The following is a 24,596-nucleotide window of genomic DNA, read 5'->3' as shown; positions in this document are numbered from 1 at the left end:
GGATTCCTTTTTCCCTCGGAAAGGGAATCTGACCCCAAGTTGTCCCCGAGGACAAGCCTGCCGTTGGTCACCGGCGTACCATGCCTGCATGAGCACACCGCCGTCCCCCGCCGGTTACAGCCGGCGCAGCCGTGAAATCGCCCCCTTCCACGTGATGTCCCTGCTGGCCCGCGCACAGGCGCTGGAGCAGGCCGGCCACGATGTGATCCATCTTGAAATCGGCGAGCCGGATTTCACCACTGCCGAACCGGTGGTGCGTGCCGGCCAGGCGGCGCTGGCTGCCGGACATACCCGCTACACCGCCGCGCGCGGCCTGCCGGCACTGCGATCGGCGATCTCCGGGTTCTACCGTAGCCATTACGGCCTGGCCATCGACCCGGAGCGCATCCTGGTCACACCCGGTGGTTCCGGTGCCCTGCTGCTGGCCAGCAGCCTGCTGGTGGACCCCGGCAAGCACTGGCTGCTGGCCGACCCCGGCTATCCCTGCAACCGGCATTTCCTGCGGCTGGTGGAAGGCGCCGCGCAGCTGGTGCCGGTGGATGCGGGCACCGCGTACCAGCTCACGCCCGGACTGGTGCACGACCACTGGAACGAACACAGTGTCGGCGCGTTGCTGGCCTCACCGGCCAACCCGACCGGAACCGTGCTGTCTGCCGGCGAACTGGCTGCGTTGTCGCAGGCACTGCAGGCACGCGGCGGGCATATGGTGGTGGACGAGATCTACCACGGCCTGACCTACGGCATGGATGCCGCCAGCGTGCTGCAGGTGGACGACAGTGCGTTCGTGTTGAACAGTTTCTCCAAGTACTTCGGCATGACCGGCTGGCGGCTGGGCTGGCTGGTCGCCCCGCCTGCGGCGGTACCGGAGCTGGAGAAGCTGGCGCAGAACCTGTACATCAGTGCATCCACCATCGCCCAGCACGCGGCGCTGGCCTGCTTCACCGAGCCGGCCATGGCAATCTTCGAACAGCGTCGCGAGGATTTCCGGCAGCGCCGCGATTTCCTGCTGCCGGCCCTGCGCGAACTGGGTTTCCGCATCGAAGTGGAACCACAGGGCGCGTTCTACCTGTATGCCGATGTCAGCGCATTCACCGATGATGCACAGGCGTTCTGCGCGCACTTCCTGGAAACCGAGCACGTGGCATTTACCCCGGGCCTGGACTTTGGCTTCCACCGGGCCAACCAGCATGTGCGGCTGGCCTATACGCAGGAAATTCCGCGGCTGCAGCAGGCCGTGGAGCGCATCGCGCGCGGGCTGAAACGCTTCACCCGGTAGCGCCGGGCCATGCCCGGCGAGCGCGAAGCGCGGCATCCGCCGAAAGCCGCCGGGCATGGCCCGGCGCTACCGATGAAGAACGCCGCCCGGAGGCGGCGTTTTTCCTCATCACTTGCCGCCCAGACGCTCCCACAGGAAGCTGTAGGCCAGCGCCTGCATGTGCGCTGCCTGCGCGTTGTTGGCCGCACCGCCGTGGCCACCTTCGATGTTCTCGTAGTACGTCACGTCCTTGCCGGCGTCGATCATCTTCGCCGCCATCTTGCGGGCGTGGCCCGGATGGACGCGATCATCGCGGGTAGAGGTGGTGAACAGTACCGGCGGGTAATCCTTCTTCGCATCAAACAGGTGGTACGGCGAGAAGGTCTTGATGAACTCCCAGTCCGCCGTGTCCGGATTGCCGTATTCGGCCATCCATGAAGCACCGGCCAGCAGGTGGCTGTAGCGCTTCATGTCCAGCAACGGAACCTGCACCACCACGGCCCCGAACAGCTCCGGGTACTGGGTGAGCATGTTGCCGGTGAGCAGGCCGCCATTGCTGCCGCCCTGCACGCCCAGACGCTGGGCCGAGGTGATCTTCCGCTTCACCAGGTCCTGCGCCACCGCCGCCATGTCTTCGTATGCCTTGTGGCGGTTCTGCTTCAATGCCGCCTGGTGCCAGCGCGGTCCGTACTCGCCACCGCCACGGATGTTGGCCACCACATACACGCCGCCCTTCTCCAGCCAGGCACGGCCCATGCCGCCAGAGTAATTCGGCGTCAGCGAGATCTCGAAGCCGCCATAGCCATACAGCAGGGTCGGGTTCGAACCATCCAGTTTCATGGCCTTGTCATGCACCACGAAGTAGGGCACGCGGGTGCCGTCCTTGCTGTTGGCGAAGTGCTGTTCGATCACCTTGCCCTCGGCGTTGAAGAACGCCGGCATGGTCTTCAGCACTTCCGGCTCCTTGCCGATGTCGGCCAAGGCCAGCGTGGTCGGGGTCAGGTAGTCGGTTGCGGTCAGCCACACCGCATCGCTGTCGTTGCTGTCCACCGCATCGACGCCCAGGGTGCCGAACGCCGGCGCCCCGACGAACGGGCTGGTGGTCCAGCCATCCGCACCCGGCGTCAGCACGGACAGGCGGTTCTTGACGTCGTCCAGCACGTTGAGCACGACGTGGTTCCGGGTCCAGGCGGTACCTGCCAGCGAGGTCGTGTCGGTCGGCGTGAACAACACATCGAAGTCGCGCTTGCCGGCCAGGTAATCGTCAAACCGGGCCACCAGCAACGAACCGGCCGCATACGTCTTGCCGTCCACGGTCCATGGATCACGTAGCTCCAGGCTCAGCCACTGCCGGTGCAGGCCCTTCTCGGCCGAATTGGGCGCATCGATCCTGGCCAGCTTGCCATCGTCGGTTCGCAGGTACAGTTCGTTGTTGTAGAACGCCAGCGTGCGGCTGACCAGGTTACGTTCGAAGCCCGGCGTGTCATCGTGGATCGCCGCGATGTACATGTCGTCCGGCTGGCCTTCATACACCAGCGTGGCGGCGGACAGTGGCGTGCCCCGCTTCCACAGCTTGGCCACGCGTGGGTAACCCGAGGTGGTCATCGAACCATCGCCGAAATCGGTATAGACAAAGACGCTGTCCCGGTCGATCCAGCCCAGCCCGCCCTTGGATTCGGGACGGAAGAAGCCATCCTGGATCCAGGTCTTGTTGGCCAGGTCGAATTCACGGGTGACATCGGCGTCGGCACCGCCGCGCGACAGCGCGATCAGGCAACGGCTGTAATCCGGTCGCAGGCAATCGGCACCATGCCAGACCCAATTCTCGCCTTCGGCCTTGTTCAGCGCGTCCAGGTCGAGCACGGTCTCCCACTGCGGCACCGGCTTGCGGTACTCGGCCAGCGTGGTTCGACGCCATACCCCGCGTTCATGCTGCTGGTCCTTCCAGAAGTTGTAATAGAAGTCACCGATCTTCTGCACGGCCGGGATCTTGGCATCCGAATCCAGCACCTCGCGGATGCTGGCCTCCATCCGGGCGAACGCCGGCGTCTGCGCCAACCGCCCTTCGGACTTGGCATTCTGCTCCTTGACCCAGGTCAGCGGCTTGTCGCCGGTGACGTCTTCCAGCCAGGCATAGCGGTCGCTGCTGTCAGCGTCAGCGGCCATGGCGGCTCCCGGCGGGGTGGCGGTCATCATGCCGGCCAGCAGGCAGGCGGAGGCGAGTCGTGACATTGCGATTCCTGGCGATCATAAGCCCTGAACGCTAGCACAGCCCTGCCTGCAGCCCCTGTGTCGAAGGTCAGGCTGCCCGCGTCCGCGCTACCCGCGCCGCCGGGGTGAGGACGGCACGCGGCCTGCGCCGACGCGCCTGCACGCGCCGGCGATGCAGGCGTGGAAACGGGAAACGCAGCAGTGACCACCACGCGGCCAGGGGCATGCCCAGCAACCACAACGGCAGCCAGCCAAGCCATTCGCTGTGGCCGCGCGCCGCTGGCCATACCAGCACGACCGCCAGCCCTGCCAGGGCGAGCTGCCTGACCGCCCGCAGCAGGCGGGCATCCGGCGCGTTACGGTGCGCAGCAGTGGCGGGGGGAAAAGGGCGCATGGCGGGTCTCCTCGGGGTCGATGGCGCCAGCTTGCCGGCCTCCTTTCTCATACGCTGCGACACGACAGCGTCTGCCACCATTGACGGATCCCTCGCGCGCGTTCGACCATGCTCGGGCAAGCCCTCCTGGAGCCCGCTGCCTCATGCTGTCGACCCGTCCGCTATGCGCTGTTCTGCTGACCACCCTGCTCGCCAGCCCGGGCTGCGCGATGTTCCGTTCCAGCCCTGCAGAACCGGCGTCTGCCGCCGAGCAGGGGCCACTGGGCGCTTCGATCGACCTCCAGCGTTTCATGGGCACCTGGTATGTGATCGGCCGCGTCCCGAACTTCATCGAGCGTGGCCACGTTGCCAGCGTCAATGAGTACACGCTGCGCGAACCGCAGAAAATCGGCATCACCTACCGCTATCGCGACGGATTCGGCGAACCCGTTCAGGAAATCCAGGCACGCGCCTCCGTGGACGCCGACAGCGGCAACCACGATTGGCGGACCTGGTTCTACCGCATCGTACCGACGCATTCGCGGGTGCTGGAAGTAGCGCCCGATTACTCCTGGGCACTGGTCGGTTATCCCGGCCGTGAGATGGCCTGGATCTTCGCCCGCGAACCGGACATGGACCGCGAGCTGTATCGTGAACTGGCCACCCGCCTGCGCGACGATTACGGCGTGAACACGGACAAGCTCAAGCGCGTGCCGCAGCGTCGCGACCAGGTGGACAAGCTGGGCTTCGAAGTACCGAATAAACGTTAGGGAATATTCGAGGCCGGAAGTCAGAGGAAGGCTATCCTGCATATCTTTCTGAATCCATTTTTCTCCGATGCTTGTCAGCACGGTGCGCTGCCCTCGTTGGACACCTCATAGATGTCAAAATCCGACGCTATTGAATGTGCCGATACCCTGACTGCGATCTCACAATGAAAGTCTGACGCCTTCCAAGCTGCGGCCTCCTGCCCCGTGGGGCTATCGTGGAGGTGTCCGATGAATCCGTTCCTGCTCACTGCCTGCATCAGCATCGCGCTCGGCGTTACTGCCACGCAGGCGCATGCATCCGTACCTGTTGATCGAGGCATACTCCCCGTTGCACGGTTGCCCGTGCTGTTCGGCCAGGACGCAAGCGAAATCCCGGAGGCCGCCAACGAGGGACCGGTATTGCAGTGGTATTCCGACCAGGCCCTGCTGACGCAAAGCGGCTATACCGCTGCCGTAGCCGCGTATCGCAAGGCGACACCCATCGCGGTGCTGCGCGGGAAACATGATGCGACGGTCGACATGGCCCTGCAGGGCATCTTCGGCGTGTCATCGCCAGCTGCGCTGGCAATCTACGTACGTGACGCCGACGGAGCGCCCCACGTGCACTCGCTGGCAGAAGTCCCCGATGGAGAGCAGGGATATCTCCCCCAGCAGCTCGTCGAGGGGATAACCGCATCGGTACGACAGGCGGAAACGCGCAGATCGTCAGATCCGCCCGCTGATGGAGCCGAGCTGATTGCGCTGCCCAAGATGGTTTACACCGAAACCCAGTATGCATCTTCCGGAAACGGCGCATCGGTGACCATCCGCGGCGAAGTAATACGCGACAGCGGACGCAGTTACGACGTCCTGACTGCAACAGGAAAATCCACGCATAACCTGAAACCCCACCACAATGGGAAATCCGGATCCAGCGTCATCGTCCCCGGCGAGTATCAGTACTACCTGAGCATGTACACCCCGGACAATTCCGGGACGCTACCCAAGCTGATTGAATTCAAGCCAGCAAGCTCCCCAAATACGGACCTGATCATTTCCGAACAACACCAGACGACTACCTCCTATGGCTTTGGCCTGAGCCGGGAAGTCAGCCTGGGGCTGCAGGGACCGGTTCCGCAGTTTGGCGCGAAAGCAGCATTCAGCTTCGATTTTTCACGCTCCTACACCACGATCAACCAGCTGAGTTTCTCCGTAAAGGATTACTCCATCGCCGCCAATGCCGCCGCTCCATCCTCCCATGGATCAAAAATATATTGGCAACTTCCACTGGCATCCGCCGTAGCCTCGAAGCCGGACTACTTCGGCAGGTCACCGGATGAAGGCAAGATGACACCTTCCATGCGCCAAGTGACCGCTGACGGAAGCGCAGCCTGGATAGTGCCGGGCACCTACGCCGGCACGATGGCCATGATGGCCGGAGCACAGATCACCAATCGCGAATTCACGGGACGGTCCGTGGATTCCGTGCCGGATCCGCGCCCACAACCGACAGCTGGCATCAGCATACGTGCCGACTCGCCCTACCTGACACGTGAGGTCACTGTATTCATCCAGTCCAAAGCCGGCAATGGCGGGTGCTTGCGTGATCAGGATGGCGTGGTCCGGATCAGCCAGTGCCCTGACACTGCCCATGCCAACTGGCTCAACGACCTGCATGCCCAGTGGCAGCTCGATACCCACGGACGCTACTACAACCGAGGCTCGAAAAAATGCATGCAGATCCTGACGTCCGGCATGGCCCCGGGGGGCAGAGGCGAGATCATCATGGCGCCGTGCTCGGTCAATCGCGACCAGCGCTGGGAATGGCAATCCGACCGCATCCACTCCCTGCATGGCGATGGATACCCTGAATGGAGAATGTTTGTTGGCCCCGGGGATGTCATCGATATCCGCACCGATGGGAAGCCGGAATATCAATCCATCCCGGCAAACCCCTTCCATGCCTTGCTCAACCCGTGGTCAAGTTATCCCCGTGCACCGGGCAGCGCGGATTTCATTCCCAAGCTGGAGAACTTCGGCCTGAACCCACCGATATCGGAAGAGATGAAACGCCTGGGTGCACCACTTCCACAGGAGCGCTGGGAATTGGTCGTCCTGCGCCAGTCGCTGCATCGTTGAGGGGAGCCCGGCTGTTTGCGACCGGCTCGTCCTGGGCCGGTCGTTTCTCCCTTGGAAGGGCCTGCATCATCCCGATGCTATTTCCGGCTGTAATGGGCGACCAACCGGTCGCCCAGCATCTGCAGCAGTTGCACCAGCACCAGCAACAAGACGACGGTGACCAGTGCGACGTCGGTATGCGAACGCTGGTAGCCATCGCGGAATGCCAGGTCACCCAGGCCGCCGGAGCCAATGGCACCGCCCATCGCGGTGAAGCCGATCAGCGCTACCGTGGTTACCGTGGCGCCCGCGATCAGGCCCGGACGCGCCTCGGGCAACAGCACCCGGGTCACCAGTTGCCAGGTCGTGGCACCCATTGCCTGCGTGGCCTCGATCACTCCACGGTCTACTTCGCGCAGTGCCGTTTCCACCAGCCGTGCATAGAACGGCGCTGCACCGATCACCAGCGGCACGATGGCGCCACGCACGCCCAGCGATGTTCCCATCAGCGCCAGCGTGACCGGAATCAGCACGATCATCAAAATGATGAAAGGTACCGAACGCAGCAGGTTCACCAGCAGTGCCAGCACGCCGTACAGCGCGGGGCGGCGCTTCATCTGCGGTGCACCGAACAGATAGAGCAGCACGCCCAGCGGCAGCCCGATGGCCAGCGTCAGGGGCAGCGAGCCCGCCAGCATCAACAGCGTGTCGATGGTGGCCTGGCCGATATCGGACCACTTGCCGGCGTCCAGATGGCGGAAGAACCCGCCTGCGGTGGCGATGATCATCGGCGCAGTTCCTCCACGTGAACGCCCGCATCGGCAAAAGCCTGCTGCGCGGCGGATTGATCGCCGCCAACCAGCGAAACGACCAGTTGCCCATACGGCGTGTCCTTGATCCGATCGATCCGCCCGGACAGGATGTTGTAGTCGACCCCGGTCTGCCGTGCGACGCTGCCGAGCAGGGGCTGGTAGGTATCAGCCCCCAGGAAGGTCAGCCGCACGATGCGGCCCTGCACGACGCCGAAGTCGCGGTGCAGCTCACCTTCATCGATATGCTCCGATTCGCTGACGAAACGCCGCGTGGTCGGATGTTGCGGGTGCAGGAAGACCTCGGTGACCGGACCGGTTTCAACCAGCTGGCCAGCGTCGAGCACCGCGACACGATCGCAGACGCGACGGATCACATCCATTTCGTGGGTGATCAGCACGATGGTCAGGCCAAGTTCGCGGTTGATCTTCGACAGCAGCGCCAGCACCGACGCGGTGGTCTGCGGGTCCAGGGCGCTGGTGGCTTCGTCGCAGAGCAGTATCTGCGGGCGGGTTGCCAGCGCGCGGGCAATGCCGACACGCTGCTTCTGGCCACCGGACAGCTGCGCCGGGTACTTCTCGGCATGTACCTGCAGGCCGACCATGTCCAGCAGTTCAGCCACGCGCCTGTCGATCTCCGCGCGCGAGGCCCCGGCCAGCTCCAGCGGAAACGCCACATTGCCGGCGACGGTCCGCGAGGACAGCAGGTTGAAGTGCTGGAAGATCATGCCGATACGACGACGCAGCGTGCGCAGCCCATCAGCGTCCAGTGCGGTCACGTCCTCGCCGCCGATCACCAGCCGGCCCCCGGTCGGTTCCTCCAGCCGGTTGATCATGCGGATCAGGGTCGATTTACCAGCGCCGGAATGCCCAATGATGCCGAAGACTTCACCGGCCTCGATGGTCAGGTCCAATGGCTGCAGCGCACTGACGGCGCGGCCGGCCACGGCATAGGATTTGTGCAGGCGCTGGAACTCGATCACGGGGACAGCTCACCGGAGGGGCGACATGGGGGCGTGAAGCCTACCAGTGCAGGCGGCCGTCCGCCTGTGCCGGAACGACGAATGATATTCCGTATGGTTCTAAGGCCCGTGATGAGTGATCGCTGCAAGCCTGCCGCCCCCCTTGGGCGTATCAATGGAAACGTCGATCGTTGCCAAACCGGAGCCAGCAGCATGCCCTACCCCCTCCTCGCGTCCGCGATACCCGCTGTAGCGGCGTCTCCTGCGCCGCTTTGGCCGATGACGGCCGGCCGTGCTGAACGCGCCATTGACGTTGTCGGCGTCAGCAACGGCCGGCCGCACGGGACAGCTGCCCCGCAGGCGTCGTCCCGGCTCCCCTTCTTCCGTTCGGGCAACGCAGGCACGGGCGACGGCGCCACGGCCGACCTGGCACGGCTGGCTGGTGGCCACGCCGCGCTTTGCCTGCTACAGGCCACGCTGCAGGAACTGGACGAGGCCACTCCCGTGCCGACATCCGATTCGACCGCGCGTACGCTGCGCCACATCCGCAGCGTCGATGACACCTCATCGCAGGAGGCCTACGGCATTGAAACCCATGGCACCCACTTCATGCGATGCCGGGCGATCGATCCGACCGGGCTGCCCTTCAGCAGCGTCGTCCACCGCATGCACGCCTTGACCACCGCCAGCGAACTGCAGGCGGTTCCTGCGGACAAGCTCGGCACCTTCGCCGGCTGCCTGCGCGGCCAACGTGATGCCTTGGGCAAAATGGCCGCCGAACTTGAAGCGAACAGTGCCACGGTCATCCGGAGCATGCTCGTCCCGCGCTTGCAGCGGCTCGTTCTCAATGCGTTGATGCACCTGGCCCATCACGCACACGTCCTGCAACAACACCTGGTGGATGCCCTGGACGTCATCAACGCGCGGATCCACAGCGAAACCCTCTGATCCCTGCACATTGCCATCCAGGAACGATGCCATGCCACACGCCCTTCATGCGTCTCCCGCCCGTTCCATACCCCGGATGGACAGCGCCCCGCTGCCGCCGCACACCCGGCACCGCCTGCGATCGGCGACGACGCCGCCCATGGCACTGGCCAACACTACCTTGGCGCACGCTGCAATGCCGCCGGCGCCGCCGTCCGCACCGGTGACGCGGTATCCAGAGGACCTGGCGCACGCGCGCCGCCTGTTGACCCACCATCCTTCCGCCAGCCAACTGTTCCTGGCCGGCCTGGCCCGCGATCACGGTGCTGACGCCAGGCCCGATGCATTGATCGCTGACCTGGCCAGCCATCGCGCGCTTGTCGAACGGGTCGATACCCAGCTCTCAACGCAGGCCAGCGCGGGATATCGCGCCCTGCATGAACAACTGCTCGCCCGGCCGCCATGGACACGCACCGTGGATATCTTCGAACAGGCCGTATCAGCACGCGCCACCCGCGACATCGCCCGCGATACCTGCCGCCGCGATGCACGCAAGGTGCAAGGCCCGGATGAGGACGAAGCATGGCGGGGCGCCAGCACCGGGTCGCGCCAGGCATCGGCCGCAGATGCTGGCAAGGCCGTACCCGGCGCGCGCCTGCGGACACGCGGCGCATTGCAGGCAGCCAGCGCAGGGCTGCTGCTGGCCACGCAGGCGCAGTCCACCCGGGCTTCGGCCGCCGACCAGCAGCAGGCGTTGATGACCGGGGCGACCGGCGGTGCACTGGCGGGCGGCCAGCGCCTGCTGTCGCCGCCAAGGGTGGTGGCGGCATCCGGCGCGGCCTTGCTGACCACGGCCACGATTTTATGGGCAGCGATGGCCCCTTGGGGGGAACCACTGCCGCCGGCGACGCCAGGCACGTCACCGCCCCCACCTGCATCACCGGATCCCGACGCTGTGCTGCAGGCGCTGCAATACCTCCAACAGCACCAGGGACCGGACGGTGACAACCTGCTGGAAAGCCTGCTGTGGCGTGAGGCGGGTGGCAATGCCACGCCAGCTTCCGCACTCGATGTGCTATCGCCCGAGGCCATCGCTGATCTGCAACGCTTCGCAGGCAAGGACACGCCGCTCGGCCCCTGGCTGGCCACGATGCTGGAACTGGACAGGGCAGAGACCACTGCGGCGCCCACGCCGCATGGCGACAAGCCACGGAAAATTCGCAATGTGCCTGACCTTCCCAGCCCGATCACGCCACGCAGCGCGCCACGTGGCGTGCAGATTGCCGCGTGCGCTGCCATCAGGCCCAGCACGCAGACGTTGACCAGCGTGGAAGCCGCTACGCAGTCCCTGACCTCGACACGGACGCTGGCGGCGGTCCCCTCGGCGGACCTTTGTGCCTTCGCCGACTGCCTGCTGACGCTGCACGGAAACCTGCGTGGCATGCATTCGAAGCTGATACGGCAACGCGATGCGATGCTCAGGCTGTCCACGCTGCTGCCGGCCATCCACACGCTGCGGATTGTCGGGCTGGATCGCCTGGCCACCCGGACCCAGGCACTCACCGATCACATACGCGCAGCACTGATACAGGTCAACGCACGGATCATGGACAGGATTGGTTGACTGCGCTGGCGTGGGGCACTCCCCATGCGGGACCTGGCTCAGGGATGGTCGAGCGGCATCGGCGGCTGCTGGCGGTTGACCCGTTCGCGATGCAGCAGATACAGCCCGGACGCCATGATGATGGCCGCCCCCGCCCAGGTGAAGGCATCCGGCAGTTGCTGCCAGAACAGCAGGTCCCAGCCGATCACCCAGACCAGGCCGGTGTATTCCAGCGGCGCGATCATCGACGCCTCGCCAAGCTGGAACGCGCGGGTCAGCGCAATCTGCCCCAACGCACCGGCCAGCCCCATGCCGGCGACCAGCGGCGCGTCGGCCAGTTGCATCGGCACCCATTCCGGCCATGCCAGCAGGCCAGCACCGATGGCCATGATCACCAGGAACCACACCACCATCGATTGCGAGGTATCGGTACGGGTGAGCAGGCTGACGGTGATCGCCGCCACGGCATAGGCGGTGGCCGCCGCCAGCACCATCAGGCCAGGGATCGAGATGAAGCCTTCGCCGCCGGGCCGCAGAACGACGATCACGCCAAGCAGGCCGATGCCGATGGCCACCCAGCGGCGCGGCCCCACGCGCTCGCCCAGCAGTGGCACCGACAGCGCCGCGACGATCAATGGGGCCACGAAGTAGATGCTGTAGGCGGTTGAAAGCGGCAGGTCGCGCAGGGCGAATACGAAGCAGCCGATCATCACCATGCCCAACAGGCCGCGCAGCAGGTGCAGGCCCCAGCGCCGCGGGATGAGCGAACGCGGGCCCGCACTGGCAAGTACCCACACCAGTACGAACGGCAACGAGGCGGCCCCGCGCAGGAAGGTGACCTGCAGCGACGGGTAGGCAACGGACAGCTGCTTCATGCCAGCATCCATCAGCGAAAAGCAGGCGACCGCCGCGACCATCCAGGCCACGGCGCGCGAAGGTGAGCGGTGCGTGTTCATGGCCTATTATCGCGCCGGCCACGGCGGCGTTCCAAGGCCGGTTGGGTAGAATGGTCGGCACTGAATCCAGGAGTATCCCCATGCCTTCTTTCGACGTCGTCTCCGAAGTGGACAAACACGAGCTGGTCAACGCTGTGGACCAGGCCAACCGTGAACTCACCACCCGCTTTGATTTCAAGGGCGTAGTGGCGAAGTTCGAACTGGAAGGCGACGTGATCTCGCAGTCCGCGCCAAGCGAGTTCCAGCTGGGGCAGATGACCGACATCCTGCGTGCGCGGATGGCCGCCCGCCAGATCGACACCAAGAGCCTGGACTTCGGCGATGTGGAGACCAACGTGGCGGGCGCGCGGCAGAAGATCACCGTCAAGCAGGGCATCGAACAGAAGATCGCCAAGCAGATCGCGGCCAAGCTGAAGGAAGCCAAGCTGAAGGTGGACAGCCAGATCAACGGCGACAAGCTGCGCGTGACCGGCAAGAAGCGCGACGACCTGCAGGACGCCATCGCGCTGCTGAAGAAGAGCGATTTCGAGCTGCCACTGCAGTTCGACAACTTCCGCGACTGATCCCCTCCGTCCCCTTTTTCAGGCGCGCAGCAGGGTGTACAGCGTGGTGCGCGAGATCCCCAGTTGGCGAGCGGCCAGGCTGATGTTGCCATCGGCGGCGTGCACGGTACGCCGCGCCGCATCGCGGCGCTGGTCGCGTAGCGGTTGTGCAGGCGATGCAGTGGGCGCCTTCGCTGCGGTCGCGCTGCGCACGCGGCGCGGCGCCCTCAGCTGCTGCACGAACACGGCACTGCCCTCGCCGTGCAGCACCCTGTGCGCCGGGCCGGGCTGCAGCAACCGGCGACGCTGGCCGTGGCTCGCGCCCTGGAAGACTTCATCGAGCATCAGCAACGGTACCGGGCCGCGTCGTGGCAGCCCGAGCAACCGCCGCGCCACCCTGTTGGCGGCACGCAACCGGCCGTCTTCCTGCACCGCCAGCAATCCCTGCAGCGGCGAGTCCAGCCAGCGTGGATCATGTTGCACGGCCAGCAGGTGCACGTCGTTCAGCACGCCGAACATGCGGTTCTCGCTGGCCAACGCAGCCTGCCGGAAGTATCCATGCAGCAGCCCCGGGTCGCGCTCACCCAGGCCGGTGATGTCGATCGCCCCGCATACCTCGCCCTGCAGATCGTGCAGCGGCTCGCTCAGGCAGAATATCGACGCGAAGCATTGCAGGTAATGTTCGTTGCCACGCACCAGCGCTGGCGCGTCGTCCGCCACGCTGACGGCTGGCGCGGTGGTGCCGATCTCCGCCTCGCCCAGCCGGCGCCCCACTTCGATGGGCAGCAGCAACGACGCATCTTCGAGGCCGTGTGCGCGTTGCGCGATCACCAGCCCATCGCGGTTGGCACAGAACATCGTCCAGCCACGCGCACCGAATGCCGCCCACAGCTGTTCGAGCTCTGGCTGCACGCAGCGTGCAAGCCGGCGATCCTGCGGGTGATCCAGGCGTCCGGGGCTGGGATGCAGCGACGGATAGTACGGTTGCTGCCCGGGGCGCACGCCCGCGTCCCGGGAGCGTTGCCAGGACCGCTGCAACGGCGCGGGCAGCAGCGCGTCCGGCAGTGATGCGCCTTCGGCGAACGCGTTGCGCGCCGCCGCCAGTTGCTGCTGTTCCGCCATCGTCATCGCCTGCCCTCCGCATGGCCGGCCACCGGGCCGACCTGCTCAGGGTACACCTGCGCCACCTTGCCGCGGCTGGCGGCAAGGCAACGCATCGTTTCAGCTGGCGATGCGCAGGATCGGCTTGAGCGTGATGCCCTTGGTGCTGTCTTCGGCTGCCTGGTTGATCTGTTCCAGCGGATAGAACTTCACCAGGCGATCAAACGGGAAACGCCCCTGCTGGTACAGCGTCACCAGCTGCGGGATGAACACCTGCGGCACGCTGTCACCTTCGACGATGCCGCGTATGCTGCGCCCGCCCAACAACAGGTTGTTCACATCGAAGCTGGCCGTGGTGCCCAGCTTCGGCGCACCCACCACCCCCATCATGCCCAGTCCAGCCAGTGCTTCGATACCCGCCGACAGCACGTCCGGGCGACCGGTGGATTCGAGCGCGAAGTCGGCGCCACCGCCGGTGATCCCACGCACTGCTTCGATCACATCGACATCCCGGCTGTTGACCACGTGGGTGGCACCGAGCTCCGTGGCCAGCTCCAGCCGCGACGGCACCACGTCGATGGCAATGATGGTGGTGGCGCCGGCGACCTTGGCTGCCATCACCGCGCTCAGGCCCACCGCGCCGGCGCCGTAGCTGGCGAAGCTGCTGCCCGACCGCACTTTCAGCGAGTTGAGTACCGCGCCAGCACCGGTCTGGATGCCACAGCCCAGCGGCCCGAGCAGTTCCAGCGGCGCATCCTGCGGCACACGGATGGCGTTGATCTCCCTGGCCAGCGCATAGGTCGCAAACGAGGACTGTGCGAAGAAGTGGTCGTGCAGCGGCTCGCCCTTCGCGTCGGTGATGGCGGTATGGCCATGGCCGTCGTCACCGCCGAAGTTCAATGCGAAGAAGTCACGGCAGTAAGCACCATGGCCGCCGCGGCAGGGATTGCAGTGGCCGCATTGCCCATAGGTCAGCACCACGTGGTCGCCAGGCTTCAGCTCGCGCACGTTCGGCCCGACCGCCTCCACGATCCCGGCACCTTCGTGGCCCAGCACCGCTGGCAGTGGCACGGGGTAGTACTGGTCACGCACGATCAGGTCGGTATGACACAGGCCAGTGGCCACTATCTTGACCCGTACTTCATCGTCCTGCGGCGCACGGATGCGTGCCTGTTCGATGGCGAAGGGCTGTTCCTTGCCCCGTACCGCGGCCACGGTGATGTCGCGTACTTCTGCCGTACCTGCTGTGTTGCTGCTCATCTGTAAGGTCTCCGTGCAGTCAGATCGGGTAGGCCGGGGCTTCGCCCTTGACTGTCAGCCACTGCCACTGGGTGAACTCTTCCACGTTCGACGGGCCACCAATGCTGGTCCCGTTCCCGGACGCGCCGACGCCACCGAACGGATTGATGACTTCGTCGTTCACGGTCTGGTCGTTGATATGCAGCAGGCCGGTGCGCAGGCGCTCGCCCAGCTTCAGCGCGCGGCCGACATTGCTGGACACGATGCCCATCGACAGGCCGTACTCGCTGTCATTGGCCAGCTGCACCGCCTGGTCATCGTCATCGAACGGCACCACCACCGCCACCGGCGCAAAGATCTCTTCGTTGAATGCAGGGTTGCCGGCGCCGACGTTGGCCAGCACGGTGGGCTCGAAGAACAGATCCTTGTAGCCGCCACCGGTTTCCAGCGTGGCACCGGCCTTGACTGCTTCGGCGACGATGCGCGCGGCGTGGTCGCGCTGTGCGGCGTTGATCAGCGGACCCAGCGCCACGTCTTCGCGTGCCGGATCGCCCACTTGCAGCGACCTTGCCTTGGCCACCAGCTTTTCCAGGAAGGCATCATGGATGCGGCGATGGACCAGCACGCGGCCGGTGGCCATGCAGATCTGCCCCTGGTGCAGGTAGACGCCCCACGCGGTGTTGGCGATCGCAAGGTCCAGGTCGGCATCATCAAGGATGATCAGCGAGTTCTTGCCACCCAGCTCCAGCGATACTTTCTTCAGGTGCCTTCCCGCTGCCTCGCCGACCTTGCGGCCCGCCGCGGTGGAACCGGTGAACTGGATCATCGCCACGTGCGGGTCGCTGGTCAGGGCCGCGCCGGCTGCGCCGTCGCCAGGCAGCATGTGCAGCACGCCGGCAGGCAGCCCTGCCTGTTCGAACAGGCGCGCGATCACCACGCCGCCGCAGACCGCGGTGCGCGGATCCGGCTTGAGTACCACCGCGTTGCCGAGCGCAATGGCAGGCGCCACTGCGCGCATCGCCAGGTACAACGGAAAGTTGAACGGAGAGATGACCCCGACAACGCCCAGCGGCCGACGCCGTGCCAGGTTCAGGCGCCCCGGTTCGGAGGGCAGGATCTCGCCAATGCTGCGCGCGGGCAACGCCGCTGCTTCGTGCAGCGCCTTGATGGTGACCTTGGCCTCAAAGCCAGCCTTGAGCCGGGTGGAGCCGCTTTCGCGCACCAGCCAGTCGATGATCGCCTCTACATTCTCTTCGGCGATGCGCGCGGCCTGGCGCAGCACCTGGGCACGCTGCTCATAGGGGACGGCTGCCCACTCGCGCTGCGCGGTCGCCGCGTTTTCAGCGGATGCCGCGACCTGCGACGGATCGGCCAGACCGATGTCACCGAGGGCTTCACCGCTCGCCGGTTCGATGACCGGCTGGCGGCGTGATGCAGCCGTCCAGCGACCGTCGAAGATCGTGCCGGACCAGAGGTCACCCGGCAGCCATGGGGAATTGTTCGTGGTCATGGATCCTCCTGTGTCAGGCCTGCATTGCACGCCTGCCGCCGCGCGTTGCCAATCCGCCTTCGGCAGCATGTCTGCAAGGCCTTGAATCGAGATGGATTTCCAGCTTCGCAGGTGTCCAGTTCCTGCACAGTGAACAGCGCGACACGGCGCCCGGGCCTACACTAGCGTCCCCGCCAGCCTTCCGTGCCCGCCATGACAGATCCCGCTTCCCCTGCCGAAGGCCACCCGGCCGAAGACCCCATCGCGGCTACCCGCACGTGGCTGGAACGCATCGTCATCGGCCTGAACCTGTGCCCGTTCGCCAAGGCCGTCTACGTAAAGGAGCAGGTGCGTTACGTGCTCAGCGATGCCACCACGCCGGAGGCCCTGGTAGAGGAACTGGCCGAAGAGCTGGTACTGCTGCGCGATGCACCGGCCGAAGAGATCGACACCACGTTGATCATCCACCCGCAGGTACTGACTGACTTCCTGGACTACAACGACTTCCTCGACAACGCCGACGCGGCAATCGATGCGCTGGACCTGCAGGGCATCCTGCAGGTCGCCAGCTTCCACCCCGATTACCAGTTCGATGGCGTGGCGGCCGACGATGCCAGCAATTACACCAACCGCGCGCCCTACCCAACCCTGCACCTGTTGCGCGAAGACAGCGTGGCCCGGGCGGTGGACGCGTTCCCGGCCCCTGATGTCATCGTGGACCGCAACATCCAGACCCTGGACCGGATAGGCGTGCAGGGCTGGTGGCGTCGCCTCCGCGGGGAGGACCTGTCGTGAGCCTGGTGCCTGCCATCGCCGGCTGGCCTGCCGCCCCCCTGGCCGGCAAGGTGGTGCTGGTTACCGGCGGCGCCAATGGCGTGGGGCGTGGCATCGCACAGGCAGTGCTGGGCGCCGGCGGCCAGGTGATGATCGGCGACCTGGACGTGGCTGCCGGCAAGGCCTGCCTGGCGGAGTGGCAGCGCCCTGGCGACACCGCTTTCCGCAAGCTGGACATCACCAGCGAGCGCAGCGTGCGCGGTTTCATCGATGCCGCACTGAAGCGCTTCGGCCACGTCGACGGGCTGGTCAACAATGCCGGTATCGCCGGCGCGCATGGTACGCCGCTGCAGGACATGGAATGGAGCGAATGGCAGCGCCGTTTATCCTCGCTGCACGGCGCGTTCCTGTGCAGCAAGCATGCCCTGCCAGCGCTGGTTGAAAGCGGTGGCGCGATCCTCAACATCGCCTCCACCCGCGTGCAGCAATCCGAGCCACACAGCGAGGCCTATGCCGCAGCGAAGGGTGGGCTGGTTGCGTTCACCCATGCACTGGCACTCAGCGCCGGTCCCGCCGTGCGGGTGAACAGCATCAGCCCGGGCTGGATCAGCACGGGCGCCTGGCAGGCACCCTCGCGCCGGCGCACACCAAAGCTGACCAAGGCCGACCACGCCCAGCATCCGGCCGGCCGCGTCGGCCAACCCGAAGACATCGGCGCACTCGCTGTCCATCTGCTGTCGGACATGGCCGGCTTCATCACCGGACAAGACCACATCATCGACGGCGGCATGACCCGCAAGATGATCTACGTCGACTGAAAAAGGGGACGGAGGGGATTAAGTCGTTGTCGACATGATCGTGTCGACAACGACTTAATCCCCTCCGTCCCCTTTTTCTCATGCCATGCCGGAGTGGCGCAGCAGCGCGTCTATGTTCGGTGCACGGCCGCGGAAGGCCTGGAAATTCGCTGCGGCGCTGCGGCTGCCCCCTCGCCCGATGATCTCGTCGCGGAAGCGCGCGCCAGTCGCCGCCAGTGCCTCCGGCGCCTCTTCGAACGCCGCATAGGCATCGGCGCTCAGCACTTCGGCCCATTTATAGCTGTAGTATCCCGCCGCGTAGCCGCCAGCGAAGATATGGCTGAACTGGTGCGGGAAGCGATTCCATGCCGGCGGATGGTTCACCGCCACTTCGGCACGCACCCGGTCCAGCACGGCAAGCACCGGCTCCTGCGTGGAGTCCGTGCGTTCGTGCAGCAGCATGTCGAACAGTCCGAACTCCAGTTGGCGCACCGTGGCCATGCCACTGTGGAAATTGCGCGCGGCCAGCATCTTGTCGTACAGCGCGCGGGGCAGCGGCTCGCCCGTGTCGACGTTCGCCGTCATGGCCTGCAGGTGATCCCACTCCCAGCAGAAGTTCTCCATGAACTGGCTGGGCAATTCCACTGCATCCCACTCCACGCCGTTGATGCCGGCCACGCCCAGTTCGCCGATCCGCGTCAGCAGCTGATGCAGGCCATGGCCCATCTCGTGGAACAGCGTGGTCACTTCGTTGTGGCTGAAGGTAGCAGGCTTGCCTTCGGCGCCACGACCGAAATTGCACACCAGGTAGACCAACGGGGTCTGCACGCTGCCGTCCGCGCGCTGGCGACGGTTGCGGCAATCATCCATCCATGCGCCACCGCGCTTGCCTTCGCGCGCATACAGGTCCAGGTAGAACTGGCCGACCAGCGCACCGTGCGCATCCACCAGGCGGAAGAAGCGGACATCGGCATGCCACGCCGGCGCCGTGTCTGGTTGCACCTTCAGTCCGTACAACTGCTCGATCACCGCGAACAGGCCGTCCAGGACCTTCGGCTCGCTGAAATACTGCTTCACGTCCTGCTCGGAGTAACTGTAGCGCGCCTGTTTCAGCTTGTCGGCGGCGAACGCCAGGTCCCACGCCTGCAGGCTGTCCAACCGAAGTTCATCGCGTGCGAACCGTTCGAGCTCGGCACGGTCCTTCGCTGCGAAGGGTTTGGCACGTGCAGCCAGGTCACGCAGGAATGCCAGCACCTCGGCCGGATCCTGCGCCATCTTGGTAGCGATGGAATAGTCGGCATAGGAGCCGAAACCCAGCAGGGTGGCCAGCTCCGCGCGCAGGGCAAGGATGCGCTCGATGTTGCCGCTGTTGTCCAGCGCTTCATCACCGAATTCCGACGCACGCTGCGCACTGGCGCGGTACAGGATCTCGCGCAGGTCGCGGTCTTCGGCATAGGTCTGCACCGGCAGGTAGCAGGGCATCTGCAGGGTCAGTTTCCAGCCCTGCTTGCCGTCCTTGCCCGCTGCAGCGCGGGCGCTGTCACGGACATCCTGCGGTAGGCCCGCCAAGCGGGTTTCATCTTCGACGAACAGTGACCAGGCATCCGTGGCATCCAGCACATTCTGCGAGAACTTCGCCGCCAGCGCGGACAGTTCTTCCTTGATCGCAGTGAAGCGCTCTTTATCGGGACCATCCAGCTCCGCGCCGCCCAGGCGGAAATCCCGCAGCGTGTTGTCCAGCACCTTGCGCCGGGGTTCATCGAACCCGCCGGCATCGGGACCGGACGCAAGCACCTGATACTGCCGGAACAGGGCCAGGTTCTGGCCCAGTGCGCTGCCGAAGCGGGTCACCCGTGGCAGGTTCTGGTTGTAGGCTTCGCGCAGTTCGGGCGTATTCACCACCGCCTGCAGGTGGCCGACCTGGCCCCACGCGCGCCACAGGCGTTCGGTGGCGTCATCCAGCGGCACGACGAAGGATTCCCACGTCACCGGCTGCACGCGCTCGGCAGCGGCGACGGCGGCTTCCGCGTCGGCCAGCAGGACGTCCAGCGCGGGACCGATATGTTCAGGCCGTATCTGGTCGAAACGGGGAAGGCCAGAGAAATCGAGCAGCGGATTGGCGGGGGTCATGAAGGCTCCAGTGCAGGGGCGCCACGCAGCGTGGCAACGCCTCCGATATGGCACCACCCTGCCCATATGGCAAGGGCGGTCGCCGCGCTAGAGCGCTTCCAGGCTGCACACCGGCAGGGCTGGCATGGATCCACCTTCCAGCACGCCGGCCAGCACCGCGTCCGCACCTTCCACGTCGATGCCTGCATGCGCATACCAATCCGGGTCGTAATAGCTGTGCGCGTAGCGCTCGCCGCTGTCGCACAGGATGGTCACGATGCTGCCCTCCCGGCCGGCTTCACGCATCCAGTGCGCCGCCTGCAGCACGCCGACGAAGTTGGTTCCGGTGGAGCCACCGACGCGTCGCCCCAGGCTGCGGCTGACATGGCGCATGGCGGCAAGGGCCAACGCGTCGGGCACCTTGACCATGGCGTCCACGCTGGTCGGGATGAAACTCGATTCCACGCGCGGACGGCCGATGCCCTCCACCCGCGATCCTCCCTCGCAGGTCAGCTCGCGCCAGGGCTCGCCTGCCGCCGCAGCGCGGTAACCATCGAAGAACACGGAGATTTCCGGGTCCGCGCAGAGGATGCGGGTGTCATGCCGGCGATAGCTGACGTAGCGCCCCAAGGTGGCCGCCGTGCCACCCGTGCCCGGGCTGCAGACGATCCATTCCGGGATGGGATGCGGCTCTTCGGCCATCTGCTTGAAGATCGATTCGGCGATATTGTTGTTTGCCCGCCAGTCGGTTGCCCGTTCGGCATAAGTGAACTGGTCCATGAAGTGGCCGCCGGTTTCCCGCGCCAGCTGTTCAGAGGCGGCATTCAGTCCACAGGCCTGCTGCACCAGATGACAGCGCCCGCCGTGGAACTCGATGGCAGCGATCTTTTCCGGTGAGGTGCTGGCCGGTATCACCGCAATGAACGGCAATCCGAGCAGGCGCGCGAAGTAGGCTTCGGACACGGCTGTCGAGCCGCTGGACGCCTCGATCACCGGGCGTCCCGCGCGCAGCCAGCCATTGGCCAGCGCGTAGAGGAAAAGCGAGCGTGCCAGCCGATGCTTCAGGCTGCCGGTAGGGTGGCTGGACTCATCCTTGAAGTACAGGTCGATGCCCGGAAAGCCAGGCAGATCCATCGGAATGAGATGGGTGTCGGCCGAACGATTGAAATCGGCCTCGATCTTGCGGATGGCGGCGGCCACCCATTCACGCTGCGACATGGCGGATTCGTTGTCCATGGTAGAACGGTGCGGTGCGGCCATTCTACGCTGGCGTGTCGTCATCCGCCCGCCGGTAGAATAGGGCTTTCGGCCACGCTTGGCCGTTTCGATAAGGAGTCCCCATGACCCTCGCCTCCCTGCAATCCGTCCCCGGCGTGGCCGCACAGCCCCCGGCCGAAACCACCGGCTTCGTGTTCAACCACACCATGCTGCGGGTGAAGGACGCTACCGCGTCGCTGGATTTCTATACCCGCGTGCTGGGCTACCAGTTGATCGACAAGCGCGATTTCGCCGAGGCCCAGTTCAGCCTGTATTTCCTCGCCCTGCTGCCGGCCGGCACCGCGGTACCTGAGGAGGATGCCGAGCGTCGGCTATGGATGGCTGGCATTCCGGGCGTACTGGAGCTGACCCACAACCACGGCACCGAAACCCAGGACGGGGCGGTCTACCACGACGGCAACAGCGATCCGCGCGGCTTCGGCCACATCTGCGTCTCGGTGCCGGACATCCAGGCGGCCTGCAAACGATTCGACGCACTCCAGGTCCCGTACCAGAAGCGCCTGGAAGACGGCCGCATGAAACACCTGGCCTTCATCAAGGACCCGGACGGCTACTGGGTCGAGATCATCTCCAACGCCTGACAAAAAAAGGGGACGGAGGGGATTAAGGCGTTTCTGGCACAATCGGGCCAAGAGCGACTTAATCCCCTCCGTCCCCTTTTTTCTGGAGCGTGAGCATGGAAACCAACGAGCTGCATCGCGGGCGCTTGATCGACCACATCCAGCTGATCGTGCGGGATCTTCCGGCCAGCCGACGTTTCTACCAGGCCGTGTTCGATACGATCGGCATCCCCATCGCCGGCGAAGGTGACAATTACTTCTGGGCCGATGAGCTGTTCATCTCCAGCGCGGACAGCGAGGCGGCTGCCGGCAGGCTGACCGGCCGCCATCATCTTGCCTTCCAGTCGCGGGACCGGGCCACGGTAGATGCGTTCCATGAGGCCGCGCTCGCTGCAGGCGGCAAGGACAACGGCGCGCCTGGCGAACGGCCCTATCACCCGGGGTATTACGCTGCGTTCGTCCTGGACCCCGATGGCAACAACATCGAAGTTGTGTACCACGGCGAGGCAATGTACAGCGCCGATTCGGTCAAGGTGACGTTCTGAACTGCGTAACGCCCTGAAACGAAGAAGCCTGGCACTGCCCGGCTTCCTCCCATCGCGATGTGCCGGCGTCAGTGCGCCGCCATGTAGATGTCCTGCAACACCGCTTTTTCCAGCTCCAGCTCACCCAGCAGATTCTTCACGATGTCGCCCAGGCTGAGAATGCCGACCAGCGTGGCGCCGTCGGTGACCATCAGATGGCGGCGGCGCGAATAGGTCATGAGGGACATGGCCTGCTTCAGCGTCGCCTCCGGCGCGATGCCTTCCAGACCCGTCGAGGGCACGCTGGAAATTACCCGGCGCCCCGCCTGCGGACCATCATCGGCCAGGCTGCGTACGATGTCCTTCTCGGAAATGATGCCAACCGGGGCACCCTCTTTCATCACCACCAGGGCAGCGATCCTGTTTGCGCTCATCTTGTGCGCGGCAGCACCGATCGTGTCTTCGCTATCGATGGTGATGACCGATTCTTTCTTGGACTGCAGGAGCTCACGGACGTTCATTCTTGTTTCCTGTTGCAGGTCACTCAAAGTAAGAAAATGTGCTCTGCCGATACGCCCCCTCCCCAGGAACAGACCCTTCAGCGCACGTCTGGCGCACGTTGTCGCACCAGGCAATTCGCCGCCGGGCAGACAAGGTGCTGCAACGCAAGCGAGGTGGGTTCAACGGTTCAACCACACCCCCTGTCGGCTCGATTCTACGACTGTGCCCCCCGGTCACTACCGGTACCGATAGGACAGTACGTCGTGGGAACCCGCCAACAATCCAGAGAATGGCACCGCAGCTGAAACCGCTGCTGAATATCGGCGGCAGCCCATGCTCAAGCTTGATCGTCCGCTGCCGAGACGCGGACAGAACGGCGTGTATTCGTCCCACTTCCAGCGCGGCCCGCCCTGTGCATCCCTCCATGGATGACATGCAGCATCCTGCACCCGCCCGCCGCACAGTGCTGGATTACGCCTGCGCAGACCCCCATCGTCAGGGGACCTGGTGCCTTGTGCCGCTGCCCTTCCCCCGTGGATTCCCCATGCCCCGACTGTTCTCCCCGTTCCAGCTGAAAAGCGTGACCCTGCGCAACCGCATCGCAGTGCCGCCCATGTGCCAATACAGTGCCGTCGACGGCGTGCCCAATGCATGGCATCTGGCGCACTACACCGGACTGGCCCGCGGCGGTGCCGGCCTGGTCATCGTGGAGGCCACCGGCGTATCGCCGGAAGGCCGCATCACCCCCGGCTGCCTGGGCCTGTGGAATGACGCGCAGGCCGACGCCCTCGCGCCGATTGCCGCCGCCATCGCCGGGACCGGCGCGGTACCGGGCATCCAGATCGGCCATGCCGGCCGCAAGGCCAGTGCCAACCTGCCGTGGGAGGGCGACGACCATATCGCCGAAGACGATGCGCGTGGCTGGCCGACCCTGGCACCGTCGGCGATCGCCTTCGGTGGAGGCCTGTCGAAGCTGCCACGGGAAATGACCCTCGACGACATCAAGCGCGTGCAGGCCGACTTCGTCGCTGCCGCCGAGCGCGCGCGCGATGCCGGTTTCAAATGGCTGGAACTGCATTTCGCCCACGGTTACCTGGCGCAGAGTTTCTTCTCCGCTTACAGCAACCAGCGCGATGACCAGTACGGCGGCAGCTTTGACAACCGTGCGCGCTTCCTGCTGGAGACCGTGGCGGCTGTTCGCGCGGTATGGCCGGCCGAGCTGCCGCTGACCGCACGCATGGGCGTCATCGAATACGACGGCCACGATGAAGAGACCCTGGCCGAATCCATCGAACTGGTGAAGCAGATGCGCGAACAGGGGCTGGACCTGCTCAATGTCAGCATCAACTTCGTGATCCCGACCGGCGTGGTGCCGTGGGGCACGCCGTCGTTCCTCGCGCCGATCGCGCAGCGCGTGCGCAATGAAGCGGGCATCGCCGTCGCCGTGGGCTGGTGCGTGGACGGTGCCGAGGCCGCCGAAGCCATCGTGGCCCAGCAGCAGAGCGACCTGGTGATGATCGGCCGCGCCCACCTGGCCAACCCGCACTACCCGTACCAGCTGGCGCAGGAACTGGGCGTGGAGAATCCCGCGTGGGCCACCCTGCCCGCACCCTATGCACATTGGCTGGCGCGTTATCGCGGCCCGGGCCGCGCTTCGGCGCAGTAAACCGCAGAAAAAAGGGGACGGAGGGGATTAAGTCGTTGCCGACCCGTAGTGGT

General features: G+C 65.4%; 22 protein-coding genes. 11 read left to right on the top strand and 11 right to left on the bottom strand.

The genetic code is table 11. The features are described from left to right. Positions 1 to 88: 88 nt before the first annotated feature. Positions 89 to 1,276 carry a pyridoxal phosphate-dependent aminotransferase gene (locus H4O11_RS06915; protein ID WP_182338666.1) on the top strand — a complete coding sequence of 396 codons (1,188 nt, stop codon included), beginning with the start codon at positions 89 to 91 and terminating at the stop codon, positions 1,274 to 1,276. A 108-nt stretch (positions 1,277 to 1,384) separates the two neighbouring features. Here H4O11_RS06915 and H4O11_RS06910 read toward each other — a convergent pair whose 3' ends face one another. Both H4O11_RS06910 and H4O11_RS06905 read right to left on the bottom strand, forming a co-directional pair. Continuing rightward, complete coding sequence (locus tag H4O11_RS06910; RefSeq protein ID WP_182338665.1) at positions 1,385 to 3,487, bottom strand: prolyl oligopeptidase family serine peptidase; 2,103 nt, start codon at positions 3,485 to 3,487, stop codon at positions 1,385 to 1,387. A gap of 67 nt (positions 3,488 to 3,554) precedes the next feature. Next, positions 3,555 to 3,860, bottom strand: coding sequence for a hypothetical protein (locus H4O11_RS06905; RefSeq protein WP_182338664.1), 306 nt, complete (start codon positions 3,858 to 3,860; stop codon positions 3,555 to 3,557). A gap of 209 nt (positions 3,861 to 4,069) precedes the next feature. On the opposite strand from H4O11_RS06905, the gene H4O11_RS06900 reads away from it, so the two are divergent. After that, on the top strand, positions 4,070 to 4,609 hold the full coding sequence (locus H4O11_RS06900) for a lipocalin family protein (RefSeq protein ID WP_425506017.1): 540 nt from the start codon (positions 4,070 to 4,072) through the stop codon (positions 4,607 to 4,609). A 228-nt stretch (positions 4,610 to 4,837) separates the two neighbouring features. Beyond that, positions 4,838 to 6,727: an RICIN domain-containing protein gene (locus H4O11_RS06895; protein WP_182338662.1), complete on the top strand. Its 1,890-nt coding sequence runs from the start codon at positions 4,838 to 4,840 to the stop codon at positions 6,725 to 6,727. Between the two features lie 77 nt (positions 6,728 to 6,804). On the opposite strand, the gene H4O11_RS06890 is transcribed toward H4O11_RS06895, so the two are convergent. Together H4O11_RS06890 and H4O11_RS06885 are read right to left on the bottom strand one after the other, a co-directional pair. Further along, positions 6,805 to 7,494: a methionine ABC transporter permease gene (locus H4O11_RS06890; protein WP_182338661.1), complete on the bottom strand. Its 690-nt coding sequence runs from the start codon at positions 7,492 to 7,494 to the stop codon at positions 6,805 to 6,807. Then, positions 7,491 to 8,498, bottom strand: coding sequence for an ATP-binding cassette domain-containing protein (locus H4O11_RS06885; protein ID WP_182338660.1), 1,008 nt, complete (start codon positions 8,496 to 8,498; stop codon positions 7,491 to 7,493). The genes H4O11_RS06890 and H4O11_RS06885 overlap by 4 nt, the downstream gene beginning before the upstream one ends. Before the next feature lie 192 nt (positions 8,499 to 8,690). On the opposite strand from H4O11_RS06885, the gene H4O11_RS06880 reads away from it, so the two are divergent. Further along, positions 8,691 to 9,425, top strand: a complete 735-nt coding sequence (locus H4O11_RS06880; RefSeq protein ID WP_182338659.1) for a hypothetical protein — start codon at positions 8,691 to 8,693, stop codon at positions 9,423 to 9,425. Positions 9,426 to 9,564: 139 nt separating this feature from the next. Next, positions 9,565 to 11,028: a hypothetical protein gene (locus H4O11_RS06875; RefSeq protein WP_182338658.1), complete on the top strand. Its 1,464-nt coding sequence runs from the start codon at positions 9,565 to 9,567 to the stop codon at positions 11,026 to 11,028. 38 nt (positions 11,029 to 11,066) lie between these two features. On the opposite strand, the gene H4O11_RS06870 is transcribed toward H4O11_RS06875, so the two are convergent. Then, positions 11,067 to 11,963 (bottom strand): DMT family transporter, encoded by an 897-nt coding sequence (locus H4O11_RS06870; RefSeq protein ID WP_182338657.1) that lies wholly within the window; start codon positions 11,961 to 11,963, stop codon positions 11,067 to 11,069. 80 nt (positions 11,964 to 12,043) lie between these two features. On the opposite strand from H4O11_RS06870, the gene H4O11_RS06865 reads away from it, so the two are divergent. Beyond that, the gene (locus H4O11_RS06865; RefSeq protein WP_182338656.1) at positions 12,044 to 12,526 is read left to right on the top strand and encodes a YajQ family cyclic di-GMP-binding protein; all 483 of its coding nucleotides are present in this window, start codon (positions 12,044 to 12,046) and stop codon (positions 12,524 to 12,526) included. Between the two features lie 18 nt (positions 12,527 to 12,544). Here H4O11_RS06865 and H4O11_RS06860 read toward each other — a convergent pair whose 3' ends face one another. The 3 genes from H4O11_RS06860 to H4O11_RS06850 all read right to left on the bottom strand — a co-directional run bounded on the left by H4O11_RS06860 (position 12,545) and on the right by H4O11_RS06850 (position 16,355). After that, entirely contained in the window at positions 12,545 to 13,633 is a 1,089-nt protein-coding gene (locus H4O11_RS06860) for a helix-turn-helix domain-containing protein (RefSeq protein ID WP_182338655.1), read from the bottom strand. 93 nt (positions 13,634 to 13,726) lie between these two features. Then, on the bottom strand, positions 13,727 to 14,866 hold the full coding sequence (locus tag H4O11_RS06855; protein WP_182338654.1) for an NAD(P)-dependent alcohol dehydrogenase: 1,140 nt from the start codon (positions 14,864 to 14,866) through the stop codon (positions 13,727 to 13,729). A 19-nt stretch (positions 14,867 to 14,885) separates the two neighbouring features. Further along, the gene (locus H4O11_RS06850; RefSeq protein WP_182338653.1) at positions 14,886 to 16,355 is read right to left on the bottom strand and encodes a benzaldehyde dehydrogenase; all 1,470 of its coding nucleotides are present in this window, start codon (positions 16,353 to 16,355) and stop codon (positions 14,886 to 14,888) included. 192 nt (positions 16,356 to 16,547) lie between these two features. Here H4O11_RS06850 and H4O11_RS06845 point away from each other — a divergent pair, with 192 nt between their 5' ends. Then, positions 16,548 to 17,129: a DUF1415 domain-containing protein gene (locus H4O11_RS06845; protein WP_182338652.1), complete on the top strand. Its 582-nt coding sequence runs from the start codon at positions 16,548 to 16,550 to the stop codon at positions 17,127 to 17,129. Further along, the gene (locus H4O11_RS06840; protein ID WP_182338651.1) at positions 17,126 to 17,926 is read left to right on the top strand and encodes an SDR family oxidoreductase; all 801 of its coding nucleotides are present in this window, start codon (positions 17,126 to 17,128) and stop codon (positions 17,924 to 17,926) included. Before H4O11_RS06845 ends, H4O11_RS06840 begins: the two co-directional genes overlap by 4 nt. Positions 17,927 to 18,004: 78 nt before the next feature. Here the strand turns inward: H4O11_RS06840 and H4O11_RS06835 are convergent, their stop codons facing one another. Together H4O11_RS06835 and H4O11_RS06830 are read right to left on the bottom strand one after the other, a co-directional pair. Continuing rightward, complete coding sequence (locus H4O11_RS06835) at positions 18,005 to 20,035, bottom strand: M3 family metallopeptidase (RefSeq protein WP_182338650.1); 2,031 nt, start codon at positions 20,033 to 20,035, stop codon at positions 18,005 to 18,007. An 87-nt stretch (positions 20,036 to 20,122) separates the two neighbouring features. Next, positions 20,123 to 21,232 carry a PLP-dependent cysteine synthase family protein gene (locus H4O11_RS06830; protein ID WP_182338649.1) on the bottom strand — a complete coding sequence of 370 codons (1,110 nt, stop codon included), beginning with the start codon at positions 21,230 to 21,232 and terminating at the stop codon, positions 20,123 to 20,125. Positions 21,233 to 21,354: 122 nt separating this feature from the next. Between H4O11_RS06830 and gloA the strand changes: the two genes are divergently transcribed. Together gloA and H4O11_RS06820 are read left to right on the top strand one after the other, a co-directional pair. Further along, positions 21,355 to 21,873 (top strand): lactoylglutathione lyase, encoded by a 519-nt coding sequence (gloA, locus tag H4O11_RS06825; RefSeq protein ID WP_182338648.1) that lies wholly within the window; start codon positions 21,355 to 21,357, stop codon positions 21,871 to 21,873. A gap of 95 nt (positions 21,874 to 21,968) precedes the next feature. After that, a complete protein-coding gene (locus H4O11_RS06820) occupies positions 21,969 to 22,397 on the top strand; it encodes a VOC family protein (RefSeq protein ID WP_182338647.1) in 429 nt (142 codons plus the stop codon). Positions 22,398 to 22,465: 68 nt separating this feature from the next. Here the strand turns inward: H4O11_RS06820 and H4O11_RS06815 are convergent, their stop codons facing one another. Further along, entirely contained in the window at positions 22,466 to 22,897 is a 432-nt protein-coding gene (locus tag H4O11_RS06815) for a CBS domain-containing protein (protein WP_182338646.1), read from the bottom strand. A gap of 524 nt (positions 22,898 to 23,421) precedes the next feature. On the opposite strand from H4O11_RS06815, the gene H4O11_RS06810 reads away from it, so the two are divergent. After that, complete coding sequence (locus tag H4O11_RS06810; protein ID WP_182338645.1) at positions 23,422 to 24,543, top strand: NADH:flavin oxidoreductase/NADH oxidase; 1,122 nt, start codon at positions 23,422 to 23,424, stop codon at positions 24,541 to 24,543. Positions 24,544 to 24,596 lie beyond the last annotated feature (53 nt).

Origin of the sequence: Stenotrophomonas tumulicola, from assembly GCF_014117215.1 — a bacterium.
Classification (GTDB): domain Bacteria; phylum Pseudomonadota; class Gammaproteobacteria; order Xanthomonadales; family Xanthomonadaceae; genus Stenotrophomonas; species Stenotrophomonas tumulicola.
This window is presented reverse-complemented; position numbering and strand designations above follow the sequence as displayed.

What these genes read in the sequence shown, in the direction of transcription:
- H4O11_RS06915 (WP_182338666.1), top strand. Translation starts at nt 89, where the DNA reads ATGAGCACACCGCCGTCCCCCGCCGGTTACAGCCGGCGCAGCCGTGAA.
- H4O11_RS06910 (WP_182338665.1), bottom strand. Translation starts at nt 3,487, where the DNA reads ATGTCACGACTCGCCTCCGCCTGCCTGCTGGCCGGCATGATGACCGCC.
- H4O11_RS06905 (WP_182338664.1), bottom strand. Translation starts at nt 3,860, where the DNA reads ATGCGCCCTTTTCCCCCCGCCACTGCTGCGCACCGTAACGCGCCGGAT.
- H4O11_RS06900 (WP_425506017.1), top strand. Translation starts at nt 4,070, where the DNA reads ATGTTCCGTTCCAGCCCTGCAGAACCGGCGTCTGCCGCCGAGCAGGGG.
- H4O11_RS06895 (WP_182338662.1), top strand. Translation starts at nt 4,838, where the DNA reads ATGAATCCGTTCCTGCTCACTGCCTGCATCAGCATCGCGCTCGGCGTT.
- H4O11_RS06890 (WP_182338661.1), bottom strand. Translation starts at nt 7,494, where the DNA reads ATGATCATCGCCACCGCAGGCGGGTTCTTCCGCCATCTGGACGCCGGC.
- H4O11_RS06880 (WP_182338659.1), top strand. Translation starts at nt 8,691, where the DNA reads ATGCCCTACCCCCTCCTCGCGTCCGCGATACCCGCTGTAGCGGCGTCT.
- H4O11_RS06875 (WP_182338658.1), top strand. Translation starts at nt 9,565, where the DNA reads ATGGCACTGGCCAACACTACCTTGGCGCACGCTGCAATGCCGCCGGCG.
- H4O11_RS06870 (WP_182338657.1), bottom strand. Translation starts at nt 11,963, where the DNA reads ATGAACACGCACCGCTCACCTTCGCGCGCCGTGGCCTGGATGGTCGCG.
- H4O11_RS06865 (WP_182338656.1), top strand. Translation starts at nt 12,044, where the DNA reads ATGCCTTCTTTCGACGTCGTCTCCGAAGTGGACAAACACGAGCTGGTC.
- H4O11_RS06860 (WP_182338655.1), bottom strand. Translation starts at nt 13,633, where the DNA reads ATGACGATGGCGGAACAGCAGCAACTGGCGGCGGCGCGCAACGCGTTC.
- H4O11_RS06855 (WP_182338654.1), bottom strand. Translation starts at nt 14,866, where the DNA reads ATGAGCAGCAACACAGCAGGTACGGCAGAAGTACGCGACATCACCGTG.
- H4O11_RS06850 (WP_182338653.1), bottom strand. Translation starts at nt 16,355, where the DNA reads ATGACCACGAACAATTCCCCATGGCTGCCGGGTGACCTCTGGTCCGGC.
- H4O11_RS06845 (WP_182338652.1), top strand. Translation starts at nt 16,548, where the DNA reads ATGACAGATCCCGCTTCCCCTGCCGAAGGCCACCCGGCCGAAGACCCC.
- H4O11_RS06835 (WP_182338650.1), bottom strand. Translation starts at nt 20,035, where the DNA reads ATGACCCCCGCCAATCCGCTGCTCGATTTCTCTGGCCTTCCCCGTTTC.
- H4O11_RS06830 (WP_182338649.1), bottom strand. Translation starts at nt 21,232, where the DNA reads ATGTCGCAGCGTGAATGGGTGGCCGCCGCCATCCGCAAGATCGAGGCC.
- gloA (WP_182338648.1), top strand. Translation starts at nt 21,355, where the DNA reads ATGACCCTCGCCTCCCTGCAATCCGTCCCCGGCGTGGCCGCACAGCCC.
- H4O11_RS06820 (WP_182338647.1), top strand. Translation starts at nt 21,969, where the DNA reads ATGGAAACCAACGAGCTGCATCGCGGGCGCTTGATCGACCACATCCAG.
- H4O11_RS06815 (WP_182338646.1), bottom strand. Translation starts at nt 22,897, where the DNA reads ATGAACGTCCGTGAGCTCCTGCAGTCCAAGAAAGAATCGGTCATCACC.
- H4O11_RS06810 (WP_182338645.1), top strand. Translation starts at nt 23,422, where the DNA reads ATGCCCCGACTGTTCTCCCCGTTCCAGCTGAAAAGCGTGACCCTGCGC.